The 23,613-nt window shown below is 70.3% G+C and carries 19 protein-coding genes and 1 other RNA gene; 11 read left to right on the top strand and 9 right to left on the bottom strand.

Going from position 1 to position 23,613, the window contains the following annotated elements; genetic code table 11:
* The first annotated feature begins 1 nt into the window (after nucleotide 1).
* Genes pstA through phoR form a run of 5 tightly spaced genes read left to right on the top strand, consistent with a single transcriptional unit; the run spans nucleotide 2 to nucleotide 4,544 of the window.
* The gene (pstA, locus tag IE209_RS24670) at nucleotides 2-868 is read left to right on the top strand and encodes a phosphate ABC transporter permease PstA (RefSeq protein ID WP_229883031.1); all 867 of its coding nucleotides are present in this window, start codon (nucleotides 2-4) and stop codon (nucleotides 866-868) included.
* A gap of 24 nt (nucleotides 869-892) precedes the next feature.
* The gene (pstB, locus tag IE209_RS24665) at nucleotides 893-1,678 is read left to right on the top strand and encodes a phosphate ABC transporter ATP-binding protein PstB (protein ID WP_189689536.1); all 786 of its coding nucleotides are present in this window, start codon (nucleotides 893-895) and stop codon (nucleotides 1,676-1,678) included.
* Nucleotides 1,679-1,709: 31 nt separating this feature from the next.
* Complete coding sequence (gene phoU, locus IE209_RS24660; RefSeq protein WP_145549489.1) at nucleotides 1,710-2,411, top strand: phosphate signaling complex protein PhoU; 702 nt, start codon at nucleotides 1,710-1,712, stop codon at nucleotides 2,409-2,411.
* A complete protein-coding gene (phoB, locus tag IE209_RS24655) occupies nucleotides 2,408-3,166 on the top strand; it encodes a phosphate regulon transcriptional regulator PhoB (protein WP_189689535.1) in 759 nt (252 codons plus the stop codon). Before phoU ends, phoB begins: the two co-directional genes overlap by 4 nt.
* A gap of 37 nt (nucleotides 3,167-3,203) precedes the next feature.
* The gene (gene phoR / locus IE209_RS24650) at nucleotides 3,204-4,544 is read left to right on the top strand and encodes a phosphate regulon sensor histidine kinase PhoR (protein WP_189689534.1); all 1,341 of its coding nucleotides are present in this window, start codon (nucleotides 3,204-3,206) and stop codon (nucleotides 4,542-4,544) included.
* On the opposite strand, the gene IE209_RS24645 is transcribed toward phoR, so the two are convergent.
* The 5 genes from IE209_RS24645 to trxA form a co-directional block, all read right to left on the bottom strand.
* Nucleotides 4,528-5,865, bottom strand: coding sequence for an MATE family efflux transporter (locus IE209_RS24645; RefSeq protein ID WP_189689533.1), 1,338 nt, complete (start codon nucleotides 5,863-5,865; stop codon nucleotides 4,528-4,530). The genes phoR and IE209_RS24645 overlap by 17 nt on opposite strands.
* Complete coding sequence (locus IE209_RS24640) at nucleotides 5,865-7,556, bottom strand: hypothetical protein (RefSeq protein WP_189689532.1); 1,692 nt, start codon at nucleotides 7,554-7,556, stop codon at nucleotides 5,865-5,867. Before IE209_RS24640 ends, IE209_RS24645 begins: the two co-directional genes overlap by 1 nt.
* 87 nt (nucleotides 7,557-7,643) lie before the next feature.
* Nucleotides 7,644-7,901, bottom strand: a complete 258-nt coding sequence (locus tag IE209_RS24635) for a type B 50S ribosomal protein L31 (protein WP_145549484.1) — start codon at nucleotides 7,899-7,901, stop codon at nucleotides 7,644-7,646.
* Between the two features lie 125 nt (nucleotides 7,902-8,026).
* Nucleotides 8,027-9,289, bottom strand: a complete 1,263-nt coding sequence (gene rho / locus IE209_RS24630) for a transcription termination factor Rho (RefSeq protein WP_145549483.1) — start codon at nucleotides 9,287-9,289, stop codon at nucleotides 8,027-8,029.
* A 199-nt stretch (nucleotides 9,290-9,488) separates the two neighbouring features.
* A complete protein-coding gene (gene trxA, locus IE209_RS24625; RefSeq protein WP_056673284.1) occupies nucleotides 9,489-9,821 on the bottom strand; it encodes a thioredoxin TrxA in 333 nt (110 codons plus the stop codon).
* A gap of 142 nt (nucleotides 9,822-9,963) precedes the next feature.
* Here trxA and IE209_RS24620 point away from each other — a divergent pair, with 142 nt between their 5' ends.
* Nucleotides 9,964-11,277 (top strand): BaiN/RdsA family NAD(P)/FAD-dependent oxidoreductase, encoded by a 1,314-nt coding sequence (locus tag IE209_RS24620; RefSeq protein ID WP_189689531.1) that lies wholly within the window; start codon nucleotides 9,964-9,966, stop codon nucleotides 11,275-11,277.
* On the opposite strand, the gene IE209_RS24615 is transcribed toward IE209_RS24620, so the two are convergent.
* The 3 genes from IE209_RS24615 to ffs all read right to left on the bottom strand — a co-directional run bounded on the left by IE209_RS24615 (nucleotide 11,274) and on the right by ffs (nucleotide 17,063).
* Nucleotides 11,274-12,305, bottom strand: coding sequence for a response regulator (locus tag IE209_RS24615; RefSeq protein WP_189689530.1), 1,032 nt, complete (start codon nucleotides 12,303-12,305; stop codon nucleotides 11,274-11,276). The two genes, IE209_RS24620 and IE209_RS24615, sit on opposite strands and share 4 nt — an antisense overlap.
* A 20-nt stretch (nucleotides 12,306-12,325) precedes the next feature.
* The gene (locus tag IE209_RS24610; protein ID WP_189689529.1) at nucleotides 12,326-16,567 is read right to left on the bottom strand and encodes a response regulator; all 4,242 of its coding nucleotides are present in this window, start codon (nucleotides 16,565-16,567) and stop codon (nucleotides 12,326-12,328) included.
* Nucleotides 16,568-16,966: 399 nt separating this feature from the next.
* An RNA gene (ffs, locus tag IE209_RS24605) (signal recognition particle sRNA small type) lies at nucleotides 16,967-17,063 on the bottom strand.
* Nucleotides 17,064-17,120: 57 nt separating this feature from the next.
* On the opposite strand from ffs, the gene dnaX reads away from it, so the two are divergent.
* From dnaX to IE209_RS24585, 4 genes are all read left to right on the top strand, one after another.
* Nucleotides 17,121-18,911 (top strand): DNA polymerase III subunit gamma/tau, encoded by a 1,791-nt coding sequence (dnaX, locus tag IE209_RS24600; protein ID WP_189689528.1) that lies wholly within the window; start codon nucleotides 17,121-17,123, stop codon nucleotides 18,909-18,911.
* Between the two features lie 25 nt (nucleotides 18,912-18,936).
* Nucleotides 18,937-19,269: a YbaB/EbfC family nucleoid-associated protein gene (locus IE209_RS24595; RefSeq protein ID WP_056902480.1), complete on the top strand. Its 333-nt coding sequence runs from the start codon at nucleotides 18,937-18,939 to the stop codon at nucleotides 19,267-19,269.
* Nucleotides 19,270-19,291: 22 nt separating this feature from the next.
* Nucleotides 19,292-19,882, top strand: a complete 591-nt coding sequence (recR, locus tag IE209_RS24590; protein WP_189689527.1) for a recombination mediator RecR — start codon at nucleotides 19,292-19,294, stop codon at nucleotides 19,880-19,882.
* Between the two features lie 123 nt (nucleotides 19,883-20,005).
* Nucleotides 20,006-21,052 carry an ABC transporter substrate-binding protein gene (locus IE209_RS24585; protein ID WP_189689526.1) on the top strand — a complete coding sequence of 349 codons (1,047 nt, stop codon included), beginning with the start codon at nucleotides 20,006-20,008 and terminating at the stop codon, nucleotides 21,050-21,052.
* A 227-nt stretch (nucleotides 21,053-21,279) separates the two neighbouring features.
* On the opposite strand, the gene IE209_RS24580 is transcribed toward IE209_RS24585, so the two are convergent.
* Nucleotides 21,280-22,029, bottom strand: coding sequence for a FadR/GntR family transcriptional regulator (locus IE209_RS24580; protein WP_189689525.1), 750 nt, complete (start codon nucleotides 22,027-22,029; stop codon nucleotides 21,280-21,282).
* Nucleotides 22,030-22,170: 141 nt separating this feature from the next.
* Between IE209_RS24580 and IE209_RS24575 the strand changes: the two genes are divergently transcribed.
* On the top strand, nucleotides 22,171-23,604 hold the full coding sequence (locus IE209_RS24575; RefSeq protein WP_189689524.1) for an aldehyde dehydrogenase family protein: 1,434 nt from the start codon (nucleotides 22,171-22,173) through the stop codon (nucleotides 23,602-23,604).
* Nucleotides 23,605-23,613: the final 9 nt, after the last annotated feature.

Here is a 23,613-nt window from a genome sequence, read left to right as displayed (position 1 = left end):
CCTGGTCGCCAAGGCCGCCTACGAGGCCGGCAAGGCCGCCAAGTACGCCAGCCGCAAACGTGTCAACCAGGTCGCGCTGACGCTGTCGCTGGCAGCCATGGCCTTCGGCGTGTTCTGGCTGATCTGGATCCTCTGGGAAACGCTGCGCCTGGGCCTGGGCGGCCTGTCGCTGGCCGTGTTCACCGACATGACGCCACCGCCGAACGAGGCGGGCGGCATCGCCAACGCGCTGTACGGCTCCTTCCTGATGGTGCTGGTCGCCACCTGCGTGGGCACGCCCATCGGCATCATGGCCGGCATCTACCTGGCCGAGTACGAGCCCAAGGGCTGGCTGGCCTCGGTGACGCGCTTCGTCAACGACATCCTGCTGTCGGCCCCGTCCATCGTGATCGGCCTGTTCGTGTACGCCGTCATCGTCACGCAGATGCGCGCTTTCTCGGGCATCGCCGGCTCCATCGCGCTGGCGCTGATCGTGATCCCGGTCGTGATCCGCACCACCGAGAACATGCTGCAACTGGTACCGCCCGGCCTGCGCGAGGCCGCCTACGCCCTGGGCACGCCCAAGTGGAAGGTGATCATGGCGATCACGCTGCGCGCCGCCCGCGCCGGCGTCGTGACCGGCGTGCTGCTGGCCGTGGCCCGCATCGCCGGCGAGACCGCGCCGCTGCTTTTCACCGCGCTGAACAACCAGTTCTGGACCTCCAGCATGGGCGAGCCCATGGCCAGCCTGCCGGTGACCATCTTCAAGTTCGCGATGAGCCCCTACGAGAACTGGCAGCAGCTGGCCTGGGCCGGCGTGTTCCTGATCACGGTCGCCGTGCTGGGCCTCAATATCCTGGCCCGCGTGCTGACGCGCTCCAAGCAGTAAACCGAATTCCAAGAGAGAACCGATATGCCCGCAAGCATCGCCACCCCGGTGACGGAACGCGCCAAGATCGCCGTCAAGGACCTGAACTTCTACTACGGCAAGTTCCACGCCCTCAAGGGCATCAATCTGGAGATCCCCGAGAAGAAGGTCACGGCCTTCATCGGCCCTTCCGGCTGCGGCAAGTCCACGCTGCTGCGCACCTTCAACCGCATGTTCGAGCTCTACCCCGAACAGCGCGCCGAAGGCCAGATCCTGCTGGACGGGGAGAACCTGCTGGAGAGCAAGCAGGACGTGGCCCTGGTGCGTGCCAAGGTCGGCATGGTGTTTCAAAAGCCCACGCCGTTCCCGATGTCGATCTACGACAACATCGCCTTCGGCGTGAAGCTGTTCGAGAACCTCTCGGCCACCGACATGGAAGAGCGCGTGGAATGGGCGCTGCGCAAGGCCGCGCTGTGGACCGAGGTCAAGGACAAGCTGAACCAGAGCGGCTCCGGCCTGTCCGGCGGCCAGCAGCAGCGCCTGTGCATCGCCCGCGGCATCGCGATCAAGCCCGAGGTGCTGCTGCTGGACGAACCCTGCTCGGCGCTGGACCCGATCTCCACTTCCAAGATCGAGGAACTGATCACCGAACTGAAGACCGAATACACGGTGGTGATCGTGACCCACAACATGCAGCAGGCCGCCCGCTGCAGCGACTACACGGCCTACATGTACCTGGGCGACCTGATGGAGTTCGGCGCCACCGAGCAGCTGTTCTTCAAGCCCAAGCGCAAGGAGACCGAGGACTACATCACCGGCCGCTTCGGCTGATCCGGACTGCTTGTCCAAGAGGGAACACAACATGTCGGACAAACATCTTTCGACCCAGTTCGACGCCGAGCTGAACAACGTGTCCAGCCGCGTCATGGAACTCGGCGGGCTCGTGGAGTCGCAGATCCGCAAGGCGATCTACGCGCTGGCCCAGTTCAGCACCGAGGTGGCCGACGAGGTCGAGGCGGCCGAGCAGCAGGTCAATGCCATGGAAGTGGAGATCGACCGCGAGCTGGCCTCCATCATCGGCCGGCGCCAGCCCACGGCGCGCGACCTGCGTCTGCTGCTGGCGATCTCCAAGACCACGGCCAACCTGGAGCGCGTGGGCGACGAATCCGCGAAGATCGCGCGCATGGCCAAGTCCATCGCGCAGAGCGGCTCGGCGCGGCAACTGCCCACGCTGGACCTGCGCGTCTCGGCCGACCTGGCCTCGGGCCTCTTGCGCAAGGCGCTGGACGCGTTCGCGCGGCTGGACACCGCAGCGGCCGTCAGCATCCTCAAGGAGGACGACCTGATCGACCGCGAGTTCGACGGCTTCGTGCGCAAGCTCATCACCTACATGATGGAAGACCCGCGCACCATCTCCTCCAGCCTGGACCTGCTGTTCCTGGCCAAGGCCATCGAGCGCATCGGCGACCACGCCAAGAACATCGCCGAGTTCATCATCTACATCGTCAAGGGAGCCGACGTGCGCCATGCCACCATGGAACAGGTCGAGTCCGCAGTCCAATGAAGCACATGCCGCGCGTCCTGATCGTCGAGGACGAACCCGCGATCGCCGAACTGCTGGCCGTGAACCTGCGCCACAGCGGCTTCCAGCCGACCTGGGCGATGGACAGCGTGACCGCGCAGGTCGAGCTCGACGCGGTGCTGCCCGACGTGATCCTGCTGGACTGGATGCTGCCCGGTGAGAGCGGGCTGTCGCTGGCACGCAAGTGGCGCGCCGACCCGCGCACCAAGGCCGTGCCCATCATCATGCTGACCGCGCGCGGCGACGAGCATGACCGCGTGGCCGGCCTGGATGCGGGCGCGGACGACTACATCGCCAAGCCGTTCTCCACCAAGGAGATGCTGGCGCGCATCCGCGCCGTGCTGCGCCGCCGTGCGCCCGAGCAGGCCGGCGGCTCGGTGCAGATCGGCGCGCTGCTGCTGGACAGCTCCACGCACCGCGTGAGCTTCGAGGGCCAGCCGCTCAAGATGGGGCCCACCGAGTTCAAGCTGCTGCACTACCTCATGCAGCATGCCGAGCGCGTGCACAGCCGCTCGCAGCTGCTGGACCGCGTCTGGGGCGACCACGTGTTCATCGAGGAACGCACGGTGGACGTGCACGTCAAGCGCCTGCGCGAGGCACTGGGTGCGGCCGGCCCGATGGTCGAGACCGTGCGTGGCGCGGGCTACCGCATCACGGCGCAGCCCGTGGCGCCCGCGCCCACCACCCGTGCCGCGCGGGTGGCACAGGCGCCGTCCACATCGGCATCCGCTTCCTGACCCTCCGCCCGCGCGGGCTGCCGCGACAATTGCCCGCATGTGGTTGCGTTTCACGAGTTTCGTCGTCTTGCTGCTGGCCGGTGCTGGCATCGGCTGGTGGCTGCGCGGTTGGCCCGCAGCCTGCGCCGGCATGCTGCTGGCGGGCCTGGCCTGGTGGGCCGCCGATCTGGTGCGCGCGCTGCGCGTGCTGCGCAGCCTGCGCGACGACGACATCCAGGGCCTGCCGCGCATGGGCGGCCTGTGGGGGGAGTTCGCGGACCGGCTGCGCCGGCTGCAGCGCATCGGTGAGCGTCGCCAGCAGGACAGCGAGCGGCGGCTGCAGGAGTTCCTCGATGCGATCCAGGCCTCGTCCAACGGCGTGATCCTGCTGGACGCCGAAGGCCGCATCAACTGGTGCAACCCGACGGCGGCTGCGCACTTCGGCATCGACACCGAGCGCGACCACGAGCAACTGATCGGCAACCTCGTGCGCGACCCGGCCTTCACGAGCTACTACGCGCAGCCCGACCCGACGCGCAACGCCATCGTCACCGGCCGCGGCGACAGCGCCGGCCACCCGGTGCGCCTGGCCGTGCGCCTGCATGGCTACGGCGAAGGCCGCCGGCTCATGCTGTCGAACGACGTCACAGCCCTGGAGCAGGCCGAGGCCATGCGGCGCGACTTCGTGGCCAACGTCTCGCACGAGATCCGCACGCCGCTCACGGTGCTGACCGGCTTCGTCGAGACACTGCAATCGCTGCCGCTGGACGAGACCGAGCGCGCGCGCTACCTGGAACTCATGGCCCAACAGGCTTCGCGCATGCAGACCCTGGTCAGCGACCTGCTGACGCTGTCGCGCATCGAGGGCAGCCCGCCGCCGGGCCGCAGCGAGTGGACGGCGCTGGCCCAGCTCAACGCGGAATGCGAGGACGAGGCCCAGGCCTTGTCGGCGCTGTTGACGGCGGGGCAGGGTGCGCCCCATGCGCTGGACTTCGCGCCGCCGCCAGAGCTGGCGCTGGCCGGCTCGCGCACCGAGCTCATGAGCGCGCTCTCCAACCTGGTCAGCAACGCCGTGCGCTACACGCCGGGCGGCGGCAGCGTGAAGGTCGCCTGGCAGACGCTGGCGGCCGGCCAGCTCGAGTTCTCGGTGGAAGACACCGGCCCGGGCGTGGCGCCCGAGCACCTGCCGCGGCTGACGGAGCGCTTCTACCGCGTGGACCGCAGCCGCTCGCGCGAGACCGGCGGCACCGGCCTGGGCCTGGCCATCGTCAAGCACGTGGTGCAGCGCCACGGCGCCGAGCTGCGCATCCAGTCGGTGCTGGGCAAGGGCTCGCGCTTCGCCATCGTGTTTCCGGCCAGCCGCGTGCGCGCCAGCACGCCGCTCAGCGCGCCCGTGTGAGGCGCCAGAGCAGCACAAGGAAGATGGCGGCCGTGGTGCCCAGGGCTGCGGCACCGGCCATCCAGAACGCGGCCGGCGATTGCAGCGCCGGCCAGGGGCCCAGGCCGCGGTAGGCCAGCAACTGGCCGCCGTACAGGCCCACACCCCACAGCAGCAGGCCGTAGACCAGCAGCGGCACGAGCGTCACGCGGTAGCTGCGCAGCACGAACACGCACACCGCCTGCACCGCGTCGGCCAGGTGGTACAGCGCCACCCAGCCCAGCAGGCCGGCGGCGACCGCGGCCACGGCGGGGCTGCCTGCGTACAGCGCGGCGATGGGCCCGCGCAGCAAGGCCACCGTGCTGGCCAGCAGCAGCGCCATGCCGGCGGCGAGGGCCAGGCCGGTGCGCAGGCTCGCACGTGCGCGGGCCGCGTCGTCCTGGCCGCGCCACCAGCTCACTCGGGCGCTGGTTGCCAGGCCCAGCGAGAGCGGCACCATGTAGAGCACGGCCGTCATGCTGGCAGCGATCTGGTGGCCGGCCGAGGCCACCGTGCCCAGGCGCGCGATCATGAGCGCCATCAACGTGAACGAGGTCACCTCGACCAGCACCGCCAGACCGGCCGGCACGCCCAGACGCAGGAACTCGGCCAGGCGGCCCCAGTGGGGCGCCTCGATGCGCGCGCGGATGGCCAGCTCGGCGTACAGCGGCTGCGTGCGCAGCATCCACCAGGCCACGGCCAGCATGGCGTAGTTGACGACCAGCGTGGCCCAGGCGCAGCCCACCGCCCCGCCTGCCGGCAGTCCCGCGCCGCCGAAGGTGAACCAGACCGACAGCGGCACCTTGAGCGCGAGGCCGACGACCTGCAGCCAGGTCACGAACAGGGGCCGGGCCAGGGCCTGGTTCAGCGTGCTGTAGAGCCGGAACAACAGGGCCGGCGGCAAGGCCATGGCCAGCACGGCCAGGTAGTCCTGCACCTCGGCGCGCATGGCCGGCGGCACGTCGGCCCAGCGCAGCAGCGGCGCCGGCGCCAGCAGCGCACTGCAGCCCAAGACGGCGCAGGCGGCGGCGAGGTAGAGCGACTGGCGCACCGAGCGGCCGATCTCGTGGCCGCGGCCGCCGCCGCGCAGTTCGGCCCAGACCGGCAGCAGCGCCTGCAGCACGCCCATCAGGCCCACATAGACGCTGACGTACAGGGCCGAGCCGACCGACAGCGCCGCCAGCGCTGCATCCGAATGCCGGCCGGCCACCAGCGTGTCGGTCACGCCGAAGGCCATCACGGCCAACTGGCCGACCAGGATGGTGCCGGCGTGCCGCGCGATGCGCGAGAACTCCGACGCCATCAGCGCCGGAACAGCAGCATGTCCTCGTCCTTGTCGGCCGGGCGGCGCACCGAGCCGACCAGCGTCCAGGGCTGGGCGCCGATCGTGGCGCGCAGCGTGGAGATGGCGTCCGAGTGCACCAGCAGCCAGGGGCAGGCCGAAGGCTGGTCCGTGGCCGGCCGCAGGTCCATGCCGCCATGGAAGCGGAAGGCCGCGACCTGCGCGCGCGTGAAGCCGTGGATCTCCACACAGCCCTGCGGGCCCTGCATCCTGGCCTGCACCAGGCGCACCAGCGGCGCGTAGCTGCGCGCGTAGTTCAGCGTGGGCAGGCCCAGCGTCATGAGCAGGAACCAGCACAGCGCCGTGCCGCCGGCCGGCAGCACCAGGCTCTTCCAGATCGCGGCCGGGTGGCGGCCCACGCGCCAGCGCACCAGCCAGATCCAGACCCCCGTGGCCAGCAGGGCCAGCACGAAGGCGAGCGGCGAGAACACGGGTTCGAAGCCCGGCGCCAGCTTGAAGACGTTGGCGGCCGGCTTGGCCGGCACGCCGGTCTGCAGCGAGATCCAGATGACCCAGATCGTGATCGCGCAGCTGGAGAAGAACAGCAGCGTGAACCAGTCGATCAGCGCGCCCATGCTGCGGCCGAAGGTCGGCAGCGCGAAGGCGGCCAGCGCCGCCATGGCCGGCAGGCCCAGCAGCAGCGCCCGGTCGGAAGGCGGGGCCACCAGCGTGCCGCCCAGCAGCACGAGCAGGAACCACAGCGGGATGGCGAAATGCCGCTCGGGCCGGCCGCCCAGCAGTTGGCCGCGCCAGCGCCACAGCGTCCACAGCGCCAGCGGCCAGACCGGCCAGGTGAACCACAGCAGCAGGCGGCCCAGGCTGCGCCATGTGCTCCACTGCGCCGCCGGCAAGGCAATGCGCCATTGCCACAGGCCGAGCGCGACGGCCAGACCGGCGGCGGCCAGCGTCAGCCCCAGCACCCAGAGTGCAGCATGGCGCCGCTCGGCCGGGCGATCGTCTTCCCCGCGCTCGATCAGGCTGGTGGCAGCGCCGCCCAGGCCCAGCAGCGCCGCGACCGTGGGTGCGCCGGACAGCGCCAGCCCGAACAGGCCAGCGGCCAATGCGGCCAGCGCCTGGGCTCGGCGGTAGGGCAGGGCCGCCAGGCCGAAGAAGACCAGCGCCGCGCCGCTGAGCTGCACCAGCGCCGGCGAGGTTTCATGCGAGAGCTGGGCCAGGCCCAGGCAGGCCAGCAAGGCCAGCAGACCACCATCGGCCAGCGCGCGCGCGTAGTCGGCCGGCCGGGCCTCGCCGCCGAAGGCGAAGGCCACGGGCTGGGCCCGCGGTGCGCGGGCCAGGTAGTACACGCCGTACCAGGTGCAGGCCAGGGCCGCGGCCAGCAGCAGCATGAAGGGGATGCGCGCCGCGAAAGCCGGATCGACCCAGGACGGCGCCAGCGCCAGCGCGCCGGCACCCAGCCAGAACGGCAGCAGCACGCCGGGTTCGGGCTGGCCCATCAGCGTGGGGTCCCACCACGAGGTGGTGCCGGCCACCAGCTCGAGCATGGTGCCGAAGGTGGCGACGTCGGTGTTCTTGAGCGGGTCGCGCCCGACGAACCCGGCCAGCACATAGGCCGCACAGAGCAGCAGCAGCGGCCAGCGCGGCAGGCGGCGGACCGAACTCTGGGCGACGATGGCTGGGCTGGGTTGGTTCACTGGTCGGGAAAGATGGAGGAGGGCAGCAAAAAGGGCAGCGCGGTCGAACCGGGCTGCCCTTGGGCTGCGTGCCGTGCGAACAGCTGCTTACTTGGCAGCGGTCTTGCCGAAGCGGTTGCGGAAGCGCTCGACGCGGCCACCCATGTTGTCCACCGACTTCTGCGTGCCGGTGTAGAAGGGGTGCGATTCGCTCGAGGTGTCCAGCTTGAACAGCGGCAGTTCGCGGCCGTCGTCCAGCTTGATGGTTTCCTTGGTGTTCACGCACGAACGCGTGACGAACTGGAAGTTGTTGGACATGTCCTGGAACACCACTTCGCGGTAGTTCGGATGGATGCCTTCTTTCATGGGAATTCCTTGTGTTTCAGTTGCGGCAGCCGTCCCGTGCCTTGCATGAACCTCTCATGCAATCCAAAGCCAAGATACTTGCCGCGAAAAGCCCGCGATTATCACATATCCGCGGGCGGGGGCTGTCAGCCGCCTCTGCGCATCATGTCGAAGAACTCGGTGTTGGTCTTCGTCGCGCGCATGTTCTTGAGCATGAGCTCCATCGATTCGATCTCGTCCATGTTGTACATGAACTGGCGCAGGATGCGGCTCTTTTGCAGGATCTCGGGGGCCAGCAGCAGTTCCTCGCGCCGCGTGCCGCTGCGGTTGAGCTGGATCGAGGGGAACACGCGCTTCTCGTACAAACGGCGGTCCAGGTGGATCTCGCAGTTGCCCGTGCCCTTGAACTCTTCGAAGATCACCTCGTCCATGCGGCTGCCGGTGTCCACGAGCGCCGTGCCGATGATGGTCAGCGAGCCGCCTTCTTCCACGTTGCGGGCCGCGCCCAGGAAGCGCTTGGGACGCTGCAGCGCGTTGGAGTCCACACCGCCGGTCAGCACCTTGCCCGAGGAGGGCACGACGTTGTTGTAGGCGCGCGCCAGGCGGGTGATGGAGTCCAGCAGGATCACCACGTCCTTCTTGAGCTCGACCAGGCGCTTGGCGCGCTCGATCACCATCTCGGCCACGTGCACGTGGCGCGCGGCGGGCTCGTCGAAGGTGGAGGCGATCACCTCGCCCTTGACCGAGCGCTGCATCTCGGTCACTTCTTCCGGCCGCTCGTCGACCAGCAGCACCATCATGTGGCTGTTCGGGTAGTTGGCCGAGATCGCGTGCGCGATGTGCTGCATCATGACCGTCTTGCCGCTCTTGGGCGGGGCCACCAGCAGCGCGCGCTGGCCCTTGCCGATGGGTGCGACGATGTCGATGATGCGGCCGGTGATGTTCTCCTCGCCCTTCATGTCGCGCTCGAGCTTCATCTGCTCCTTGGGGAACAGCGGGGTCAGGTTCTCGAACATGACCTTGTGCTTGTTCTCTTCGGGGCCGCCGCCGTTGACCTTGTCCAGCTTGTTCAGCGCGAAGTAGCGCTCGCCGTCCTTGGGCGTGCGCACCTCGCCCTCGATCATGTCGCCGGTGTGCAGGTTGAAGCGCCGCACCTGGCTCGGGCTGATGTAGATGTCGTCGGTGCTGGCGGTGTAGCTCGTGTCCGGGCTGCGCAGGAAGCCGAAGCCGTCGGGCAGGATCTCCAGCACGCCGTCGGCGAACACCTGCTCGCCGGCACGCGCGCGCTTCTTGATGATCGCGAACATCAGCTCCTGCTTGCGCATGCGGCCCGTGTTCTCGATCTCCAGTTCCTCGGCCTGCCGCAGGACTTCGGACACGTGCAGAGCCTTGAGTTCGTTTAAGTGCATGGAATGACTCCGTCGGGGAGTTCGTGGTGGCTTACGCGGGGGAGGTGGTGCGGAGGAGGCGGCGTGCGCCTTGCACCGGAATCGAACCGCTGGCCCCTGGTGGGGGTGCGGCGAACTGCGGGGGATTATGACAGGAAAGATCGCCTGTCCGAGGTGCCGGTGCGTGGAAGACCGGGTCGGGCAGGCGAGGGGAGCGTGCTCAGGCGAGCTGCTGGTCGATGAAGGCGGTCAGCTGGGCCTTGCTCATGGCGCCGACCTTGGTGGCAGACAGCTCGCCGCCCTTGAACAGCATCAGCGTGGGGATGCCGCGGATGCCGAACTTGGCGGGGATGTCGCGGTTCTCGTCCACGTTCATCTTGGCGATCTGCAGCTTGCCGGCATAGCCGGTGGCGACGTCGTCCAGGATCGGGGCGATCATCTTGCAGGGACCGCACCACTCGGCCCAGTAGTCCACCAACACGGGCGTGGCCGACTTCAGCACATCGGCTTCAAAGCTCGCGTCGGACACATGCTTGATCAATTCGTTGGCCATTGGTCGCTTCCTTTATGGTGATACGGTACGGCTAAAGTCGCGGCATTGTGACAGAAACCAAGTACCCGGGCGGGGCCTCCAAGGCTATAGCCGCCATAGCCAAAACGGCTATTGAACAGGCGCCATGCAGGGCGCGCAGAACATGAGGCAGACCCCGCACATCGCCGTCGTCGGCGGCGGTCCGGCCGGGCTCATGGCGGCCGAGCGGCTGGCCGGCGCCGGCCTGTCGGTAGACCTTTACGACGCCATGCCCTCGGTCGGCCGCAAGTTCCTGCTGGCCGGCAAGGGCGGCCTCAATCTCACGCATTCCGAGGACGCGGCGCGCTTCGTCGCGCGCTACGCCGCGCAGCAGGGCGCAGTGGCCGGCTGGCTTGCGCGGCTCGACGCGCAGGGCGTGCGCGCCTGGGCTGCCGGCTTGGGCGTGGCGACCTTCGTCGGCACCTCGGGCCGCGTGTTCCCCACCGACATGAAGGCTGCGCCGCTGCTGCGCGCCTGGCTGCACCGGTTGCGCGCGGCCGGCGTGCGCCTGCACATGCGCCACCGCTGGACCGGCTGGACCGCGGACGGCGACCTGCAGTTCGAGACACCCGCCGGCGCCGTGCAGACGCACCCGGCCGCCACGGTGCTGGCCCTGGGCGGCGCCAGCTGGCCACGCCTGGGCTCGGATGCGGCCTGGCTGCCGCTGCTGGCCGCGCGCCAGGTGGCGATCGCGCCGCTGGCCCCGGCCAACTGCGGCTTCGACCTGCGGCCCACGCCGCGCGCTGCGGCCGGCGGGGCCTGGAGCGCGCATTTCGCCGAGCGTTTTGCGGGCCAGCCCTTCAAGTCGGTCGCGCTGCGCTGCGCCGATGGCCAGGGCGGCTGGTTCGCGCGCAAGGGCGAGTTCGTCGCCACGGCCACGGGCATCGAGGGCAGCCTGGTCTATGCCGCATCGCGCCTGCTGCGCGAGGAGATCGCGCGCACCGGCCAGGCCCGGCTGTGGCTGGACCTGCTGCCCGACCGCACGCCAGAGCAGGTGCTGGCCGCCTGCCGCCACCCACGCGGCGCGCGTTCGCTGTCCAGCCATCTGAAAAGCCGGCTCGGTCTGGAGGGCATCAAGCTGGCGCTGCTGCACGAGGTGCTGCCCCCCGAGACCCTGCATGACCCGGCTGCACTGGCCCAGGCGATCAAGGCCGTGCCGCTGCAACTCGCTGCGCCGCGGCCGGTGGCCGAGGCCATCAGCACCGCAGGCGGCGTGGCCCTGCAGGCGCTGGACGCCGGCCTGATGCTCAAGGCCTTGCCCGGCGTGTTCTGCGCCGGCGAGATGCTGGACTGGGAAGCTCCGACGGGCGGCTACCTGCTGACGGCCTGCCTGGCCAGCGGGGTGGTGGCGGCCGAGGGCGTGCTGGCCCACCTGCGCGAGGCGCAGCGCGAGCCGGCCGGGGCGCCGATGCGGAGCGCTGACCCTGGGGACGCCTAGGGTGGCAGCAGCGCCGAGGCACTGAAGGGCTCGCCCTCGTCGGCCTCGCGCTGGTCCCAGCGCTGCTTGACCTGCAGCACCTGCGGCAGGATGGATGCGAACACGGGCGCCATCTCCGGATCGAAATGCGATCCGGTGCCGTCGTGCAGCGCCTGCATGATGCGGTCCAGCGGCCAGGGCTCCTTGTAGGGCCGGCGCATGCTGAGTGCGTCGAACACGTCGGCGATGGCGACGATGCGCGCCGATTCCGGGATGTCCTTGCCGGCCAGCCCCTGCGGATAGCCCGTGCCGTCCCAGCGCTCGTGGTGGGCCAGCGCCACCTCGGCCGCGAGCTGGAACACCGGCGCGCGGCTCTTGACCAGGATGTCGTGGCCGATGCGCGGGTGCGTGCGCATGATTTCCCATTCGGCCTCGTCGAGCTTGCCGGGCTTGCACAGGATGGTGTGGGGAATGCCGATCTTGCCGGTGTCGTGCATGGGGGCGGCCAGCTCCAGCATGGCCGCCTGTTCCGGGTCCCAGCCCCAGGCTTGGGCCAGCAGCCGGGCGTAGGCCGCCATGCGCCAGATGTGCACGCCGGTGTCGTTGTCGTTGTAGTGGCCGGCCTCGCCCAGCATGAAGATGGCGGTGCGGTAGCTGGCCTCCAGCGCCGTCGCGCGCACCAGGGACAAATGGGTGCGCACCCGGGCGCGCACGATGGGCGCAGACACCGGCTTGACGATGTAGTCCACGCCCCCGGCGGCAAAGCCCGCGGCCTCGTCGCCGACATCGGACAGCGCGGTCACGAAGATCACCGGCGTGTCGCGCGTGGCCGGCTCGGCCTTCAGGCGGCGGCACAGCGCATAGCCGTCCATGTCGGGCATGCGGATGTCCAACAGCACCAAGGCCGGCTGGTGCTTGTGCGCGGCGGCCAGGGCCTCGGCGCCGTCGCGGGCGAACACGAGCGGGTGCTCGTCGGCCAGGATCTGGCGCAGGGTGGCGAGATTGGCCGGTTCGTCATCGACGATCAGGATGGGCCGGCGGCGCTGCATGGGGGCTCCTTGGGGCGCGGTCATGGGTTGTCGAGCAGGCGGCGCACATAGCGCTCGCCGCCGCGGAAGTCGTAGCTGTCCAGCAGGTCCTGCAGGACCTGCCGGTCGGCGGGCGAAAGCTGCGGGCCCAGCGCGGTCAGCAAGGCCTCGGCGGGGCCGGGGTCGTCGGCGTCGAGCGCCCGCAGCAGGGCCTGCAGCAGCTGCTGCCGTTTGGCCGCGGTGGCCGGCGCGGCGGCTGCGGCCGGTGCCGCCGGTGCGGAGACCGGCTCGGTGGCTTGCAACTGCCGCGCCGAGGCACTGGCCGTGGCCAGTGCCTGCTCCAGCCGCTGCAGGGCCGCGGTCGGATCCTGGCCGCGTTGCAGCGCCAGCTCGACCTCGGCCGCGGCCTCGGTGGTCTGCGGCAGGGCCAGGTGGGCAGCGCCGCCGCGCAGACGGTGCGCCAGCGCAGCGGCCCGCTCGGCATCGCCGGCTGCCAGCAGGCTGCGGATCTCCTGGGCGTTGGCGCCATGCTCGTCGAGGAAGCGCGCGAGGAAGCGCCGGTAGGCGCGCTCGTCCGCCCAGATCTGCAGGCCCTGCGCCATGTCGATGCCCGGCAGTTCGGGCCGCGCCAGCGCCGCGCGCCGCGCTGCCGGCGCGGCCACGGCCGCGGGCGTGCCGTCGCGCCCCGTCAGGCGCCGGATCAGCGCGATGGCCTCGGCCACGTCGAAGGGCTTGCCGATGAAGCCGTTCATGCCCGCGGCCCAGGCCGCGTCCTGCTGGCTCTTGAAGGCGCCGGCGGTCAGGGCGACCACGGGCAGGTGCGCCATCCGTGAGGCGCGCCGCAGCCGGCGGGTGGCCTCGATGCCGTCCATGACGGGCATCTGCACATCCATCAGCACGATGTCCACGGCCGGGGCCGTGCTGTCGTCCAACCGGTCCAGCGCCTGTTGGCCATCGCTGGCCAGCACCACGCAAGCGCCGGCACGCTGCAGGATGCGCTGCGCCACCTCGCGGTTGATCTCGCTGTCGTCCACCACCAGGATGGACAAGCCGGCCAGCGGCTGCTCCTGCGCCGCCTGCCCGGCCACCGGGGCCTCGGGCGTGGCACTGCGGCGGCGCTGCGCCTGCACCACCGCGTCGTAGAGCTTGGAGCCGGTGAGCGGCTTGTCCAGCACGGCGTCCACGAGGTCGGGGCCGGCCTCGGCCAGCAGCGCGCCGCGCGCATGGGCCGTCACCATGATGACGATGGGGCAGGCGTGGGGCGGCACCGTGGCACGGATGGCCCGCGCGGCGGCCAGCCCGTCCATGCCGGGCATGCGCCAGTCCAGCAGCACCACGTCGGGCAGGGCCTGCGTCGTCAGGCGCCGCTCGATGAAGGCCAGCGCGTCGCTGCCCGAGGCCACGGCATCCATCTGCCAGCCCAGCCCGCGCGCCGTGGCGACGGCGGCTTCGCACACGAGCGGGTTGTCGTCTGCCACCAGCGCCTGCACCTGCAGCATGGCGGGCGAGGAGAAGTGCGTGGCCGGCGCCGGCTCGAACGGCAGCGAGAACCAGAAGGTGCTGCCTTTGCCGGGCGTGCTGTGCACGCCGATCTGCCCGCCCATGAGTTCCACCAGCTGCCGGCAGATCGCCAGGCCCAGGCCCGTGCCGCCGAAGCGCCGCGTGGTCGAGGTGTCGGCCTGTGCGAACGGGGCGAAGATCTCGCCCACCTTGTCGGCCGGGATGCCGATGCCCGAATCGGCCACCGAGAAGCGCAGCCGCACCTGGCGGCGGTCGCGGTGCTCGAGCTCCGTGTGCAGGGTGATCTGGCCGCGTTCGGTGAACTTGATGGCGTTGGCGGTGAGGTTCACGAGCACCTGCTGCAGCCGCAACGCGTCGCCCATCAGCTGGCCTGCGCCCAGCGGCGGCGGCGAGATCACGAGCTCCAGCGGCTTGTCGCCGACGTTGGCCCCCATGATGGTGGCCACGTTGTCGATGACCTCGTCGAGCCGGAACGGCGCGCGCTCGATCTCCAGGCGGCCGGCCTCGATCTTGGAGATGTCCAGCACGTGGTTGATGGTGCCCAGCAGCGTGCGCCCGGCCGCGTGGATCTTGCGCACCAGGTCCAGCGGCTCGCCCTGCAGCGATCCGTGTTCGAGCAGGTAGGCCAGGCCCAGGATGGCGTTGAGCGGGGTGCGGACCTCGTGGCTCATGTTGGCGACGAAGGCGGCCTTGGCGCGGCTGGCCTGCTCGGCCGCGTCGCGCGCCTGCACCAGTTCGGCCTCGGCGCGTTCCAGGTCCGAGATGTCCTGCAGGAACACCACCGTGGCCGGACCGTCGGACAGCTCCACCGCGGTGCAGGCCACGAGCACCGGCAGCAGCTCGCCGTTCTTGCGGGTGCTGTGCGCCTTCCCCGCGCTGGCCGGCGTGGCCCGGGGCGCAGCCAGGATGGCGTGCGCATCGACCGCGAACGCCGCGCGCCAGGGGCTGCCGGCCAGGTCGTCGCCGCTGTCGTAGCCGTGCATGGCGAGGAAGCGCCGGTTGGTGTACTCGAAGCGCTCGCCGCGCAGGATGGCGATGGCCGCCGGCGCGCCTTCGATGAGCATGCGAAAGCGTGCCTCGGACAGCTCCAGCGCGGTCTGGGCGCGCCGCGCCGTGATGTCGCGCACCACGGCCAGGAAGCGCGGGCGGCGCTCCGCGGTGGCCGGCAGGTATTGCAGGAACACCTCGGCCGGGATCGGGTGCCCGTCACGGTGCCGGTGCACGACCTCCACGAGCTGCGCCGGCTCGCGCCCTTCCACCAGCGGCCGTGTGCGTTCGAGGTACTGCGCGGGCGTGGTGTCCCACAGCAGGTCGGTCGGCTTCATCGTGAGCAGTTCCGCCTCGCCGTAGCCGCTCATGCGGATCGCGCCCTCGTTGACGTAGAGGAACTGCAAGGTCTGGGCGTCCAGGATGAACACGCAGTCCAGCGTCTCGTCCAGCATGCTCTTGAAGTCGCGCAGTTCGGCCTCGCGCGCGGCCAGGGCCTGGGCCGCCTGCTGGCGCGCCGTCACATCCATGTGGGTGCCGGCGAGGCGCACCGGCAGGCCGTCGACGCGGTTGCCGCGCGACAGGATCCAGACCCAGTGGCCGTCGGCATGGCGCACGCGGAATTCGGCCTCGAAGCGCAGGGCGCGGCCCTGCGCGTGGTCCGTGGCATGGGCCAGCACGGCGGCCGCGTCGTCGGGGTGCAGCCGCTCGGCCCAGGGCCTGTGCTCCAGCTGCAGCTGCGCCGGCGTCAAACCCAGCATGCTGCAGCCGCGCGCATCGAGCACCATGCGGCCGCTGTCCAGGTTCCATTCCCACAGGCCCAGATCGGCACCGCGCAGGGCCAGTGCCACGCGTTCCTCGCTGTCCTGCCGCGCCGCGCGGCCGGCCTCCTGCAACGCCGCGACCTGCAGGCGGCGCCGCTGCAGCAGGCCCAGCCCCACGCCGCTGGCCAGGGCCGCGGCGGCGAACAGCAGGCCGTAGGTCTGCGCCTGCTGCCAGATGGGGGCGTACATGGCGGCTTCGGAGCGGCCAACGGCCACCACCAGGGGGTGGTCGATCCGCACCTGCGGCGACAGCACGGTGCGCACCGCCACCAGCCTGTCCAGGCCGGTGCCATGGTCGCGTACCAGGCTGTGCGGCGTGCCCGCCGTGGCGTGCTGCTGCCAGAACGAGCCGTCCTCCTGCAGGTCCTCCAGCATGTCGCCGGCCGTCAAGGGGGCGACCTGGAACGGCCGGCCTGCGCCGTGCACCACCGCGGCCCACATGTCGGGGGCGTAAGTGACCGAACCGAGTACGCCGCCGAAGTACTCCGGGTCCAGCGTCGCGCTGACCACATGCTGCACGCGGCCATCGGATGCCAGGCCGGCGCGCGCGGCGTTCAGCGCCACGCTGCCCAGGTAGGAGCGGAACGGTGCCGAGAGCGCCAGCATGCCGGCTTGCGGGGCGGCCACGGCCGCCCGGAAGAAGTCGCGTTCGCCGTAGTTGCGTCCCAGCAGTTCGGGCCGGTTCGCCGTCAGCACGGTGCCTCTGGCGTCCAGCACCATCAGCGTACGCACGCCCGGCATCACGTCGGCCAGCGCATGCAGGGTCGTCCCGCCGACGCCGCCCGTCGCCACGGGCCCGTGGGCGGCGGCCTGCAAGGTGGTGCGCAATGCCTGGTCGACGCTCTCCAATTGGCGGCGGACATGGTGCTCCACGACCTGGGCCTGTGTCTGCAGGCGGATGCTTTCCGAAACTTCGACGCGCCGGTGCTCCCGCACCAGTGCGTACACCATCAGGCCGGCAAGAACAGCAAGTACACCAGCCCAGAGCAGCCATTCGCGCAGTAAGACAGACGATAAGGTCCCACGAGCGTTATTAGCACCCATTTTTGTGCGTTTTGGTCGCTTTAATTGATCAGTTTTAGATCATATTACTGCGTGCCGACAGGCGGGAAACCGCAGCACAAGCATGGAATGCGCGGGCGGTAGCCATGCAGCATCGCGCGGGCAGCGCCACGCGGCTGGACGAAAGGGATCTGTGCTGCGCCGATGCGGCTTGTGGGACGCCGCAAACCGCTGAGCGGCTGCGAGGACGGTGGGCGTTGGCTGGACTGCTGCAGGGCGGGCCCATGGGCCCGGGCACGCTCGCAGCACCGCTGGCGCGGCGTCCATGCGAAAAGAGGGAGAAGGAAAGGTGACGAGCCTTGACCCCGGCACTGGCTCCACAGTTAGGGCTGCTTGGTTCCCCACCTGACCCGGTTGGCCGCTTCACCATGCGGGAAGGCCCGTCGGGGCGCATTGTAGCCGTGGCCGAATTCCCCTCCGGACCGGTTCGTAGAATGCGCGGATGTCCTATCTGGTTCTCGCGCGCAAATTCCGACCCAAGACGTTTGGAGAGATGGTGGGGCAGGAACATGTGGTCCGGGCGCTCGAGAACGCGCTGACCAGCCAGCGCTTGCACCACGCCTATCTGTTCACGGGCACGCGCGGCGTCGGCAAGACCACGGTGTCGCGCATCCTGGCCAAGTCGCTGAATTGCCAGGGGCCGGACGGGCAGGGCGGCGTGACGGCCCAGCCGTGCGGCGTCTGCCAGGCCTGCACCGAGATCGACGCCGGCCGCTTCATCGACTACACCGAGCTGGACGCCGCCTCCAACCGCGGCGTGGACGAGGTGCAGGGCCTGCTCGAGCAGGCCGTCTACAAGCCGGTGCAGGGCCGCTTCAAGGTCTTCATGATCGACGAAGTGCACATGCTCACGAACACGGCGTTCAACGCCATGCTCAAGACGCTGGAGGAGCCGCCCGAGTACCTCAAGTTCGTGCTGGCCACCACCGACCCGCAGAAGGTGCCCGTCACCGTGCTGTCGCGCTGCCTGCAGTTCAACCTGCGCCCGATGGCGCCGGAGACCGTGCGCGAGCACCTGGGCCGCGTGCTGCAGACCGAAAGCGTGCCGGCCGACGAGGGCGCGCTGCGCCTGCTCGCGCGGGCCGCGCGCGGCTCCATGCGCGATGCGCTGTCGCTGACGGACCAGGCCATCGCCTTCGGCGCCGGCCAGCTGCAGGAAGACAACGTGCGCCAGATGCTGGGCAGCGCCGACCGCAGCCATGTGCTGCGCCTGCTGCAGGCGCTGGCCGAAGGTGACGGGCGCACGGTCGTCGACACCTGCGAAGAGCTGCGCCTGCAAGGCCTGTCGGCCGCCGCCACGCTGGAGGACATGGCCGCCATGCTGCAGCGCATGGCGGTGCTGCAGGCCGTTCCGGACGGTGCCCACGGCGACGATGCCGAACTGGCCGACGCGGCACGCCTGGCGGCCGCGATGCCGGCCGACGAGACGCAGCTGCTCTATTCCATCTGCCTGCACGGCCGCACCGAGCTGGGCCTGGCGCCGGACGAGTACGCCGGCCTCACGATGGTGCTGCTGCGGCTGTTGGCCTTCAAGCCGGCCAGCGCCACCGCGGAAAAAAAAACTCCGCATGACGCCGGCGCCGGCCTGAACCGCGCCGCACCGCCCCCCGCCCCAGCCCCTGCACCGCGGCCCGCGGCAGCGCCGCCGCCGGCCGCGGCGTCGCCCCGACCCGGGGGCGAGCGCCTGCGTGTGGTCGAGATGCCGCCCGTGGAAGTGCAGGCCCCTGCGCCCGCGGCCCCCCCGCATGTGCCGCAGCAGGACGTGGTGGCCATCGCGGTGCGCGAGCAACCCGAGCCCGGCCCGCGTGAACAGCCCCAGTCGGCCACCGGACCTTCGCGCCTGGTGCCGAACGAGGAGGGCGACCTGTGGCACCAGACCGTGCAGCAGCTCGTCGCCGCCGAAGCCATCACCGCGCTGGCGCGCGAGCTGGCGCTGCAGGCCCAGCTGATTGCGCGCGACGGCGAGCACTGGATGCTGCGCGTGGAGCGCGAGTCGCTGAACCAGCCCGGCAGCCGCGAGCGCCTGCGCGCCGCGCTGGAGCAGGCCGGCCTGGGCACCCGGCTCAGCGTGGAGGTGGGCACGGTGAGCGACAGCCCGGCACGCCGCAATGCGGCGTTCGCTGCCGAGAAACAGCGCGTCGCCGAAGAGACCGTGCGCAACGACGCCTATGTGCAAAGCCTGGTGCGTGACTTTGGCGCGAAAATCGTCGCCAGCGGCATCAAGCCTCTCTGATCCAAACACCTTTAGGAGTATTCGCATGTTTAACAAGGGACAACTGGCCGGCCTCATGAAGCAGGCCCAGGCCATGCAGGACAACCTCAAGAAGGCGCAGGACGAACTGGCCTTCATCGAGGTCGAGGGCGAGTCCGGTGCCGGCCTGGTCAAGGTCGTCATGACCTGCAAGCACGACGTCAAGCGCATCACCATCGACCCCAGCCTGCTGGCCGACGACAAGGACATGCTGGAAGACCTGGTCGCCGCCGCCTTCAACGCCGCCGTGCGCAAGGCCGAAGAGACCAGCCAGGAGAAGATGGGCAAGCTCACGGCCGGCATGCCCGGCCTGCCGGGCGGCATGAAGTTCCCTTTCTGAGGCAGGCACCCGCCAGAACACGGTGGCCGATTCCGGCTCATTGCAGGCGCTCGTCGAAGGACTGCGCCGCCTGCCCGGCGTGGGTGCCAAGTCGGCCTCGCGCATGGCCTTTCACCTGCTGCAGCACGACCGTGCCGGCGCCCAGGCGCTGGCGCGCGCGTTGACGCAGGCCGTGGACCACGTGCGCCACTGCGCGCTGTGCCACACCTTCACCGAGGACGAGATCTGCAGCACCTGCGCCGATCCGCGCCGCGATGCGAGCAAGCTCTGCGTGGTGGAGACGCCGGCCGACCAGTCGGCCGTGGAGCGCACGGCCGCCTTCAAGGGCCGCTACTTCGTGCTGATGGGGCGGCTCAGCCCCCTGGACGGCATCGGCCCCAAGGAGATCGGCATGCACGAGCTCATCGAGCGTGCCTGCGACGGCGTGGTGCAGGAGGTGATCCTGGCCACCAACTTCACGGCCGAGGGCGAGGCCACCGCGCATGCCATCGCCGCCTCGCTCAAGGCGCGCGGCCTGGCCGTCACGCGGCTCGCGCGCGGCGTGCCTGCGGGCAGCGAGCTCGAATACGTCGACCTCTCGACCATTGCGCACGCCTTGGTGGACCGGCGTTGACGATGCTGGCACGCGGGCTCTCCGCAGCACCGCTTACGTGCTTTCCCCAAAGGGGATGTTCCGGATGACGCACGCGGCAGCGCCTGACTATGCTGGGCCGGCCTTGTGTCCAGAACCAGAACCATGCAGACGCCTGCCCTCAGCCGACGCGGCATCGTGGCCGCCGGCCTCGCCGGCGCGGCGTGGTGGGCAGCGCCCTCACTGCGCGCGCAGGACAAGCTGGAAAAGCCCCGGCTGACCCTGGCCGTGGGTGGCAAGGCCACCTTCTACTACCTGCCCCTGACGATCGCCGAGCAGCTCGGCTACTTCAAGGCCGAAGGCCTGGACGTGGTCGTCGAGGACCACGCTGCCGGCGCGCATGCCATGCAGGCCGTGCTCGGCGGCGCGGCCGACATCGGTGCCGCACCGTTCGAGGCCATGGTCGTGTTGCGCAACCGCAACCAGTCCTACCAGGCCTTCGTGCTGCAGGGGCGCGCGCCGCAGATCGCCATGGGCGTTTCCACGCGCACGCTGGCGCAGTACCAGGGGCTGGCCAACCTGCGCGGTCGCAGCATCGGCGTGCCCGCATCGGGAACCTCGGCCCAGATGGTGGCGCAATTGCTGCTCGCACGGGCCGGGCTCAGGCCGCAGGATGCGCGCTTCGTCGGCGTGGGCACGGGCGCCGAAGCGCTGGCCACGCTGCGCGCCGGCGAACTCGACGCCATGTGCAACACCGAACCCGTGATGACCATGCTGGAGCAGCACGGCGATGTGCGCATCGTCGCCGACACGCGCACGCTCAAGGGCTCGCAGGCGCTGTTCGGCGGCAACATGCCGGCGGCCTGCCTGTACGCGTCCACCGCGTTCATCGCGAGCCACCCGCGCACCTGCCAGGCGCTGGCCCATGCCATCGTGCATGCGCTCAAGTGGCTGCAGACCGCGGGCCCGGGCGACATCGTGCGCACCGTGCCCGAGAACTACCTTCTCGGCGACCGCGCGCTGTACCTGGCCTCGTTCCAGAAAGTGCGCGAGACGATCTCCCCTGATGGCCTGGTGCCGGACGACGGCGGTGTCACGGCGCTGCGCACGCTGGCCAGCTTCGACCCCGACATCGACGGCGCGCGCATCGATCCGGCCAAGCTGTCCACCAACGTGTTCGCGCGCAAGGCCAAGGAGCGCTTCAAGCTTTGATCGCTCAGAACGTGTGAATGAACCGATCGCGCCCACGACGGGGCTCGGCGGGCCGCAGGCGTAGGCGCGGGCCGCAGCCCGGGCTCGTGCGCGGGCAAGGACCGCAACGCCCGCATGCGGCCTGGCGTGCCCCGGCCCGAAGGGCGAGGCCCCGAGCGCAACGAACATGATGGAAACGGCTGCTCATCGGGGCCTCGCGTGGGTGTGAGCGGTTCGTTCACACGTTCTCAGGTGCCGGGCTCGATCTCGAGCATGCGCACGCGCGCGTTCTCCACATGCGCGCGCATCGCGCGGCGCGCGCCCTCGGCGTCCTGCGCGCGGATCAGCGCGAAGATGTGGCGGTGCTCGTCCAGCGCATCCTGCGTGCGGCGCCAGGGCTGCATGCGCGCCAGGTGCCGCCACAGGTTGACGGCATGGCTCACGTCGTACTCGAGCGACTTGAGCACCTGGGCCAGCCTTGGGTTGGCGCTGGCCTGGGCGATGGCTTCATGAAAGCCATAGTCGAAGTGGTGGGCCACGTCGCCACGCCGGTTCGCATTCTCGAAACCTTCCAGCATCTCCTCCATGCGGGCCAGGTCGCGCGGCTTGCGGCGCATGGCGGCGAAGAAGGCGCATTCGGGCTCCAGCACCAGGCGCAGTTCGAGGCCGTGGGCGATGTGGCTCAGGTCGGCCGTGCTGCGTGCCAGCGGCACCACGGGCATGGTGGCGGGTTGGGTGCGCACGTAGGTGCCCGAGCCGCGGATGGACTCCACCAGCCGGTCGCTGCGCAGGCGGTCCAGCGCCTGCCGCACGACGGGCCGCGACACCTGGAAGCGCGCCGCCAGTTCCACCTCGGAGGGCAGCCGCGCGCCCGGCGCCAGGCGGCCGGTCATGACGGCATGGAACAGGCTGTCGTAGACGCGCTCGGCAAAGCGCTCGTGCCGCACGGGTTCCAGGCCGAGCGGCAGGTCGGCATGCTGTTCCGGTGAATTTGTCATCCTGGTTTACTTGTATGGCCGATCGACGCTTGGACGAAACCGGGATAGTACGGAGGTTCGGGTCAAAGTAGTAAAACGCTTTGACAACTCGTCCGGCGCGCGCCTAACATCCGCGCCGCCGCCATTGGCCAGGAGACAAGCATGCAGCAGCATTTCATCGGCAACCGCCGTGTCGCGCCCGCGTCGGGCGAAAGCATTCCCGTCGTCGATCCCTCCGATGGCCAGGTCTTCGACGAGATCGCGCGCGGCAACGCAGCCGATGTCGACATGGCCGTGGCCGCCGCCCGCGCCGCCTACGAAGGTGACTGGGGTCGTCTCACAGCCGCCGAGCGCGGCCGCCTCATGCACAAGCTCGCACTGCACCTGGCCCAGCACACCGATGAGCTGGCGCAGACCGAGGCGCGCGATGCCGGCAAGCCCATGAAGCAGGCCCGCGCCGATGCGCTGGCCATCGTGCGCTACTTCGAGTTCTACGCCGGCGCCTGCGACAAGCTGCACGGCGAGACCATTCCCTACCAGAACGGCTACACGGTGCTGACCTGGCGCGAGCCGCATGGCGTGACCGGCCACATCGTGCCCTGGAACTACCCGCTGCAGATCTTCGGCCGCAGCGTGGGCGGCGCGCTGGCCGCCGGCAACGCGTGCGTGGTCAAGCCGGCCGAGGACGCCTGCCTGTCGCTGCTGCGCGTGGCCGAGCTCGCGGCCGAGGTGGGCTTCCCGCCCGGCGCCATCAACATCGTGACGGGCTATGGCCACGAGGCCGGCGACGCGCTGGTCAAGCATCCGGGCATCGACCATGTTTCGTTCACGGGCTCGCCCAACATCGGCAAGGTGGTCACGCGTGCGGCCTGCGAGAACCACACACCGGTCACGCTGGAGCTGGGCGGCAAGAGCCCGCAGATCGTCTTCGCCGATGCCGACCTCGATGCCGCGCTGCCCGTCATCGTCAATGCCATCGTGCAGAACGCCGGCCAGACCTGCTCCGCGGGCAGCCGGCTGCTGATCGAGCGCAGCGCCTACGAGGCCGTGCTGGCGCGCCTTCAGCCCATGTTCGCGGCGCTGCGCGTGGGCTCGGCGCAGCAGGACCTGGACTGCGGCCCGCTGATCCGCAAGACCCAGCAGCAGCGCGTGGCCGGCTTCCTGGACGAGGTGCGGCGCGATGGCCTGGCCATCGTGGCGCAGGGCAGCGTGGACCCGACCGCGCCGCGGGACGGCTTCTACCAGCCGCCCACGCTGGTGCGCGACGTGCCCGTGACGCACCGGCTCGCGCAGGAGGAGGTGTTCGGCCCGGTGCTGGCCGCCATGCCCTTCGACGACGAGGCCGACGCCGTGCGCATCGCCAACGCCACCGACTACGGCCTCGTGGCCAGCGTCTGGAGCCGCGACGGCGGGCGCCAGCTGCGGCTGGCGCGCAAGCTGCGCGCGGGCCAGGTCTTCATCAACAACTACGGCGCGGGCGGCGGCATCGAGCTGCCGTTCGGCGGCGTCAAGGCCAGCGGCCACGGGCGCGAGAAGGGCTTCGAGGCGCTGTACGCGTTCACGGTGCTCAAGACCGTCGCCATCCGCCACGACTGACCAGACCAA

Origin of the sequence: Pseudorhodoferax aquiterrae (genome assembly GCF_014652235.1) — a bacterium.
Lineage (GTDB): Bacteria > Pseudomonadota > Gammaproteobacteria > Burkholderiales > Burkholderiaceae_C > Pseudorhodoferax > Pseudorhodoferax aquiterrae.
This window is presented reverse-complemented; position numbering and strand designations above follow the sequence as displayed.

Bases quoted from the DNA above. Each gene is read 5' to 3' on its own strand.
- IE209_RS24635 (WP_145549484.1), bottom strand. From the start codon at position 7,901: ATGAAAGAAGGCATCCATCCGAACTACCGCGAAGTGGTGTTCCAGGAC.
- IE209_RS24645 (WP_189689533.1), bottom strand. From the start codon at position 5,865: ATGGCGTCGGAGTTCTCGCGCATCGCGCGGCACGCCGGCACCATCCTG.
- IE209_RS24610 (WP_189689529.1), bottom strand. From the start codon at position 16,567: ATGGTGTACGCACTGGTGCGGGAGCACCGGCGCGTCGAAGTTTCGGAA.
- phoB (WP_189689535.1), top strand. From the start codon at position 2,408: ATGAAGCACATGCCGCGCGTCCTGATCGTCGAGGACGAACCCGCGATC.
- IE209_RS24575 (WP_189689524.1), top strand. From the start codon at position 22,171: ATGCAGCAGCATTTCATCGGCAACCGCCGTGTCGCGCCCGCGTCGGGC.
- phoU (WP_145549489.1), top strand. From the start codon at position 1,710: ATGTCGGACAAACATCTTTCGACCCAGTTCGACGCCGAGCTGAACAAC.
- phoR (WP_189689534.1), top strand. From the start codon at position 3,204: ATGTGGTTGCGTTTCACGAGTTTCGTCGTCTTGCTGCTGGCCGGTGCT.
- IE209_RS24585 (WP_189689526.1), top strand. From the start codon at position 20,006: ATGCAGACGCCTGCCCTCAGCCGACGCGGCATCGTGGCCGCCGGCCTC.
- rho (WP_145549483.1), bottom strand. From the start codon at position 9,289: ATGCACTTAAACGAACTCAAGGCTCTGCACGTGTCCGAAGTCCTGCGG.
- IE209_RS24620 (WP_189689531.1), top strand. From the start codon at position 9,964: ATGAGGCAGACCCCGCACATCGCCGTCGTCGGCGGCGGTCCGGCCGGG.
- IE209_RS24595 (WP_056902480.1), top strand. From the start codon at position 18,937: ATGTTTAACAAGGGACAACTGGCCGGCCTCATGAAGCAGGCCCAGGCC.
- IE209_RS24615 (WP_189689530.1), bottom strand. From the start codon at position 12,305: ATGCAGCGCCGCCGGCCCATCCTGATCGTCGATGACGAACCGGCCAAT.
- trxA (WP_056673284.1), bottom strand. From the start codon at position 9,821: ATGGCCAACGAATTGATCAAGCATGTGTCCGACGCGAGCTTTGAAGCC.
- dnaX (WP_189689528.1), top strand. From the start codon at position 17,121: ATGTCCTATCTGGTTCTCGCGCGCAAATTCCGACCCAAGACGTTTGGA.
- IE209_RS24580 (WP_189689525.1), bottom strand. From the start codon at position 22,029: ATGACAAATTCACCGGAACAGCATGCCGACCTGCCGCTCGGCCTGGAA.
- pstB (WP_189689536.1), top strand. From the start codon at position 893: ATGCCCGCAAGCATCGCCACCCCGGTGACGGAACGCGCCAAGATCGCC.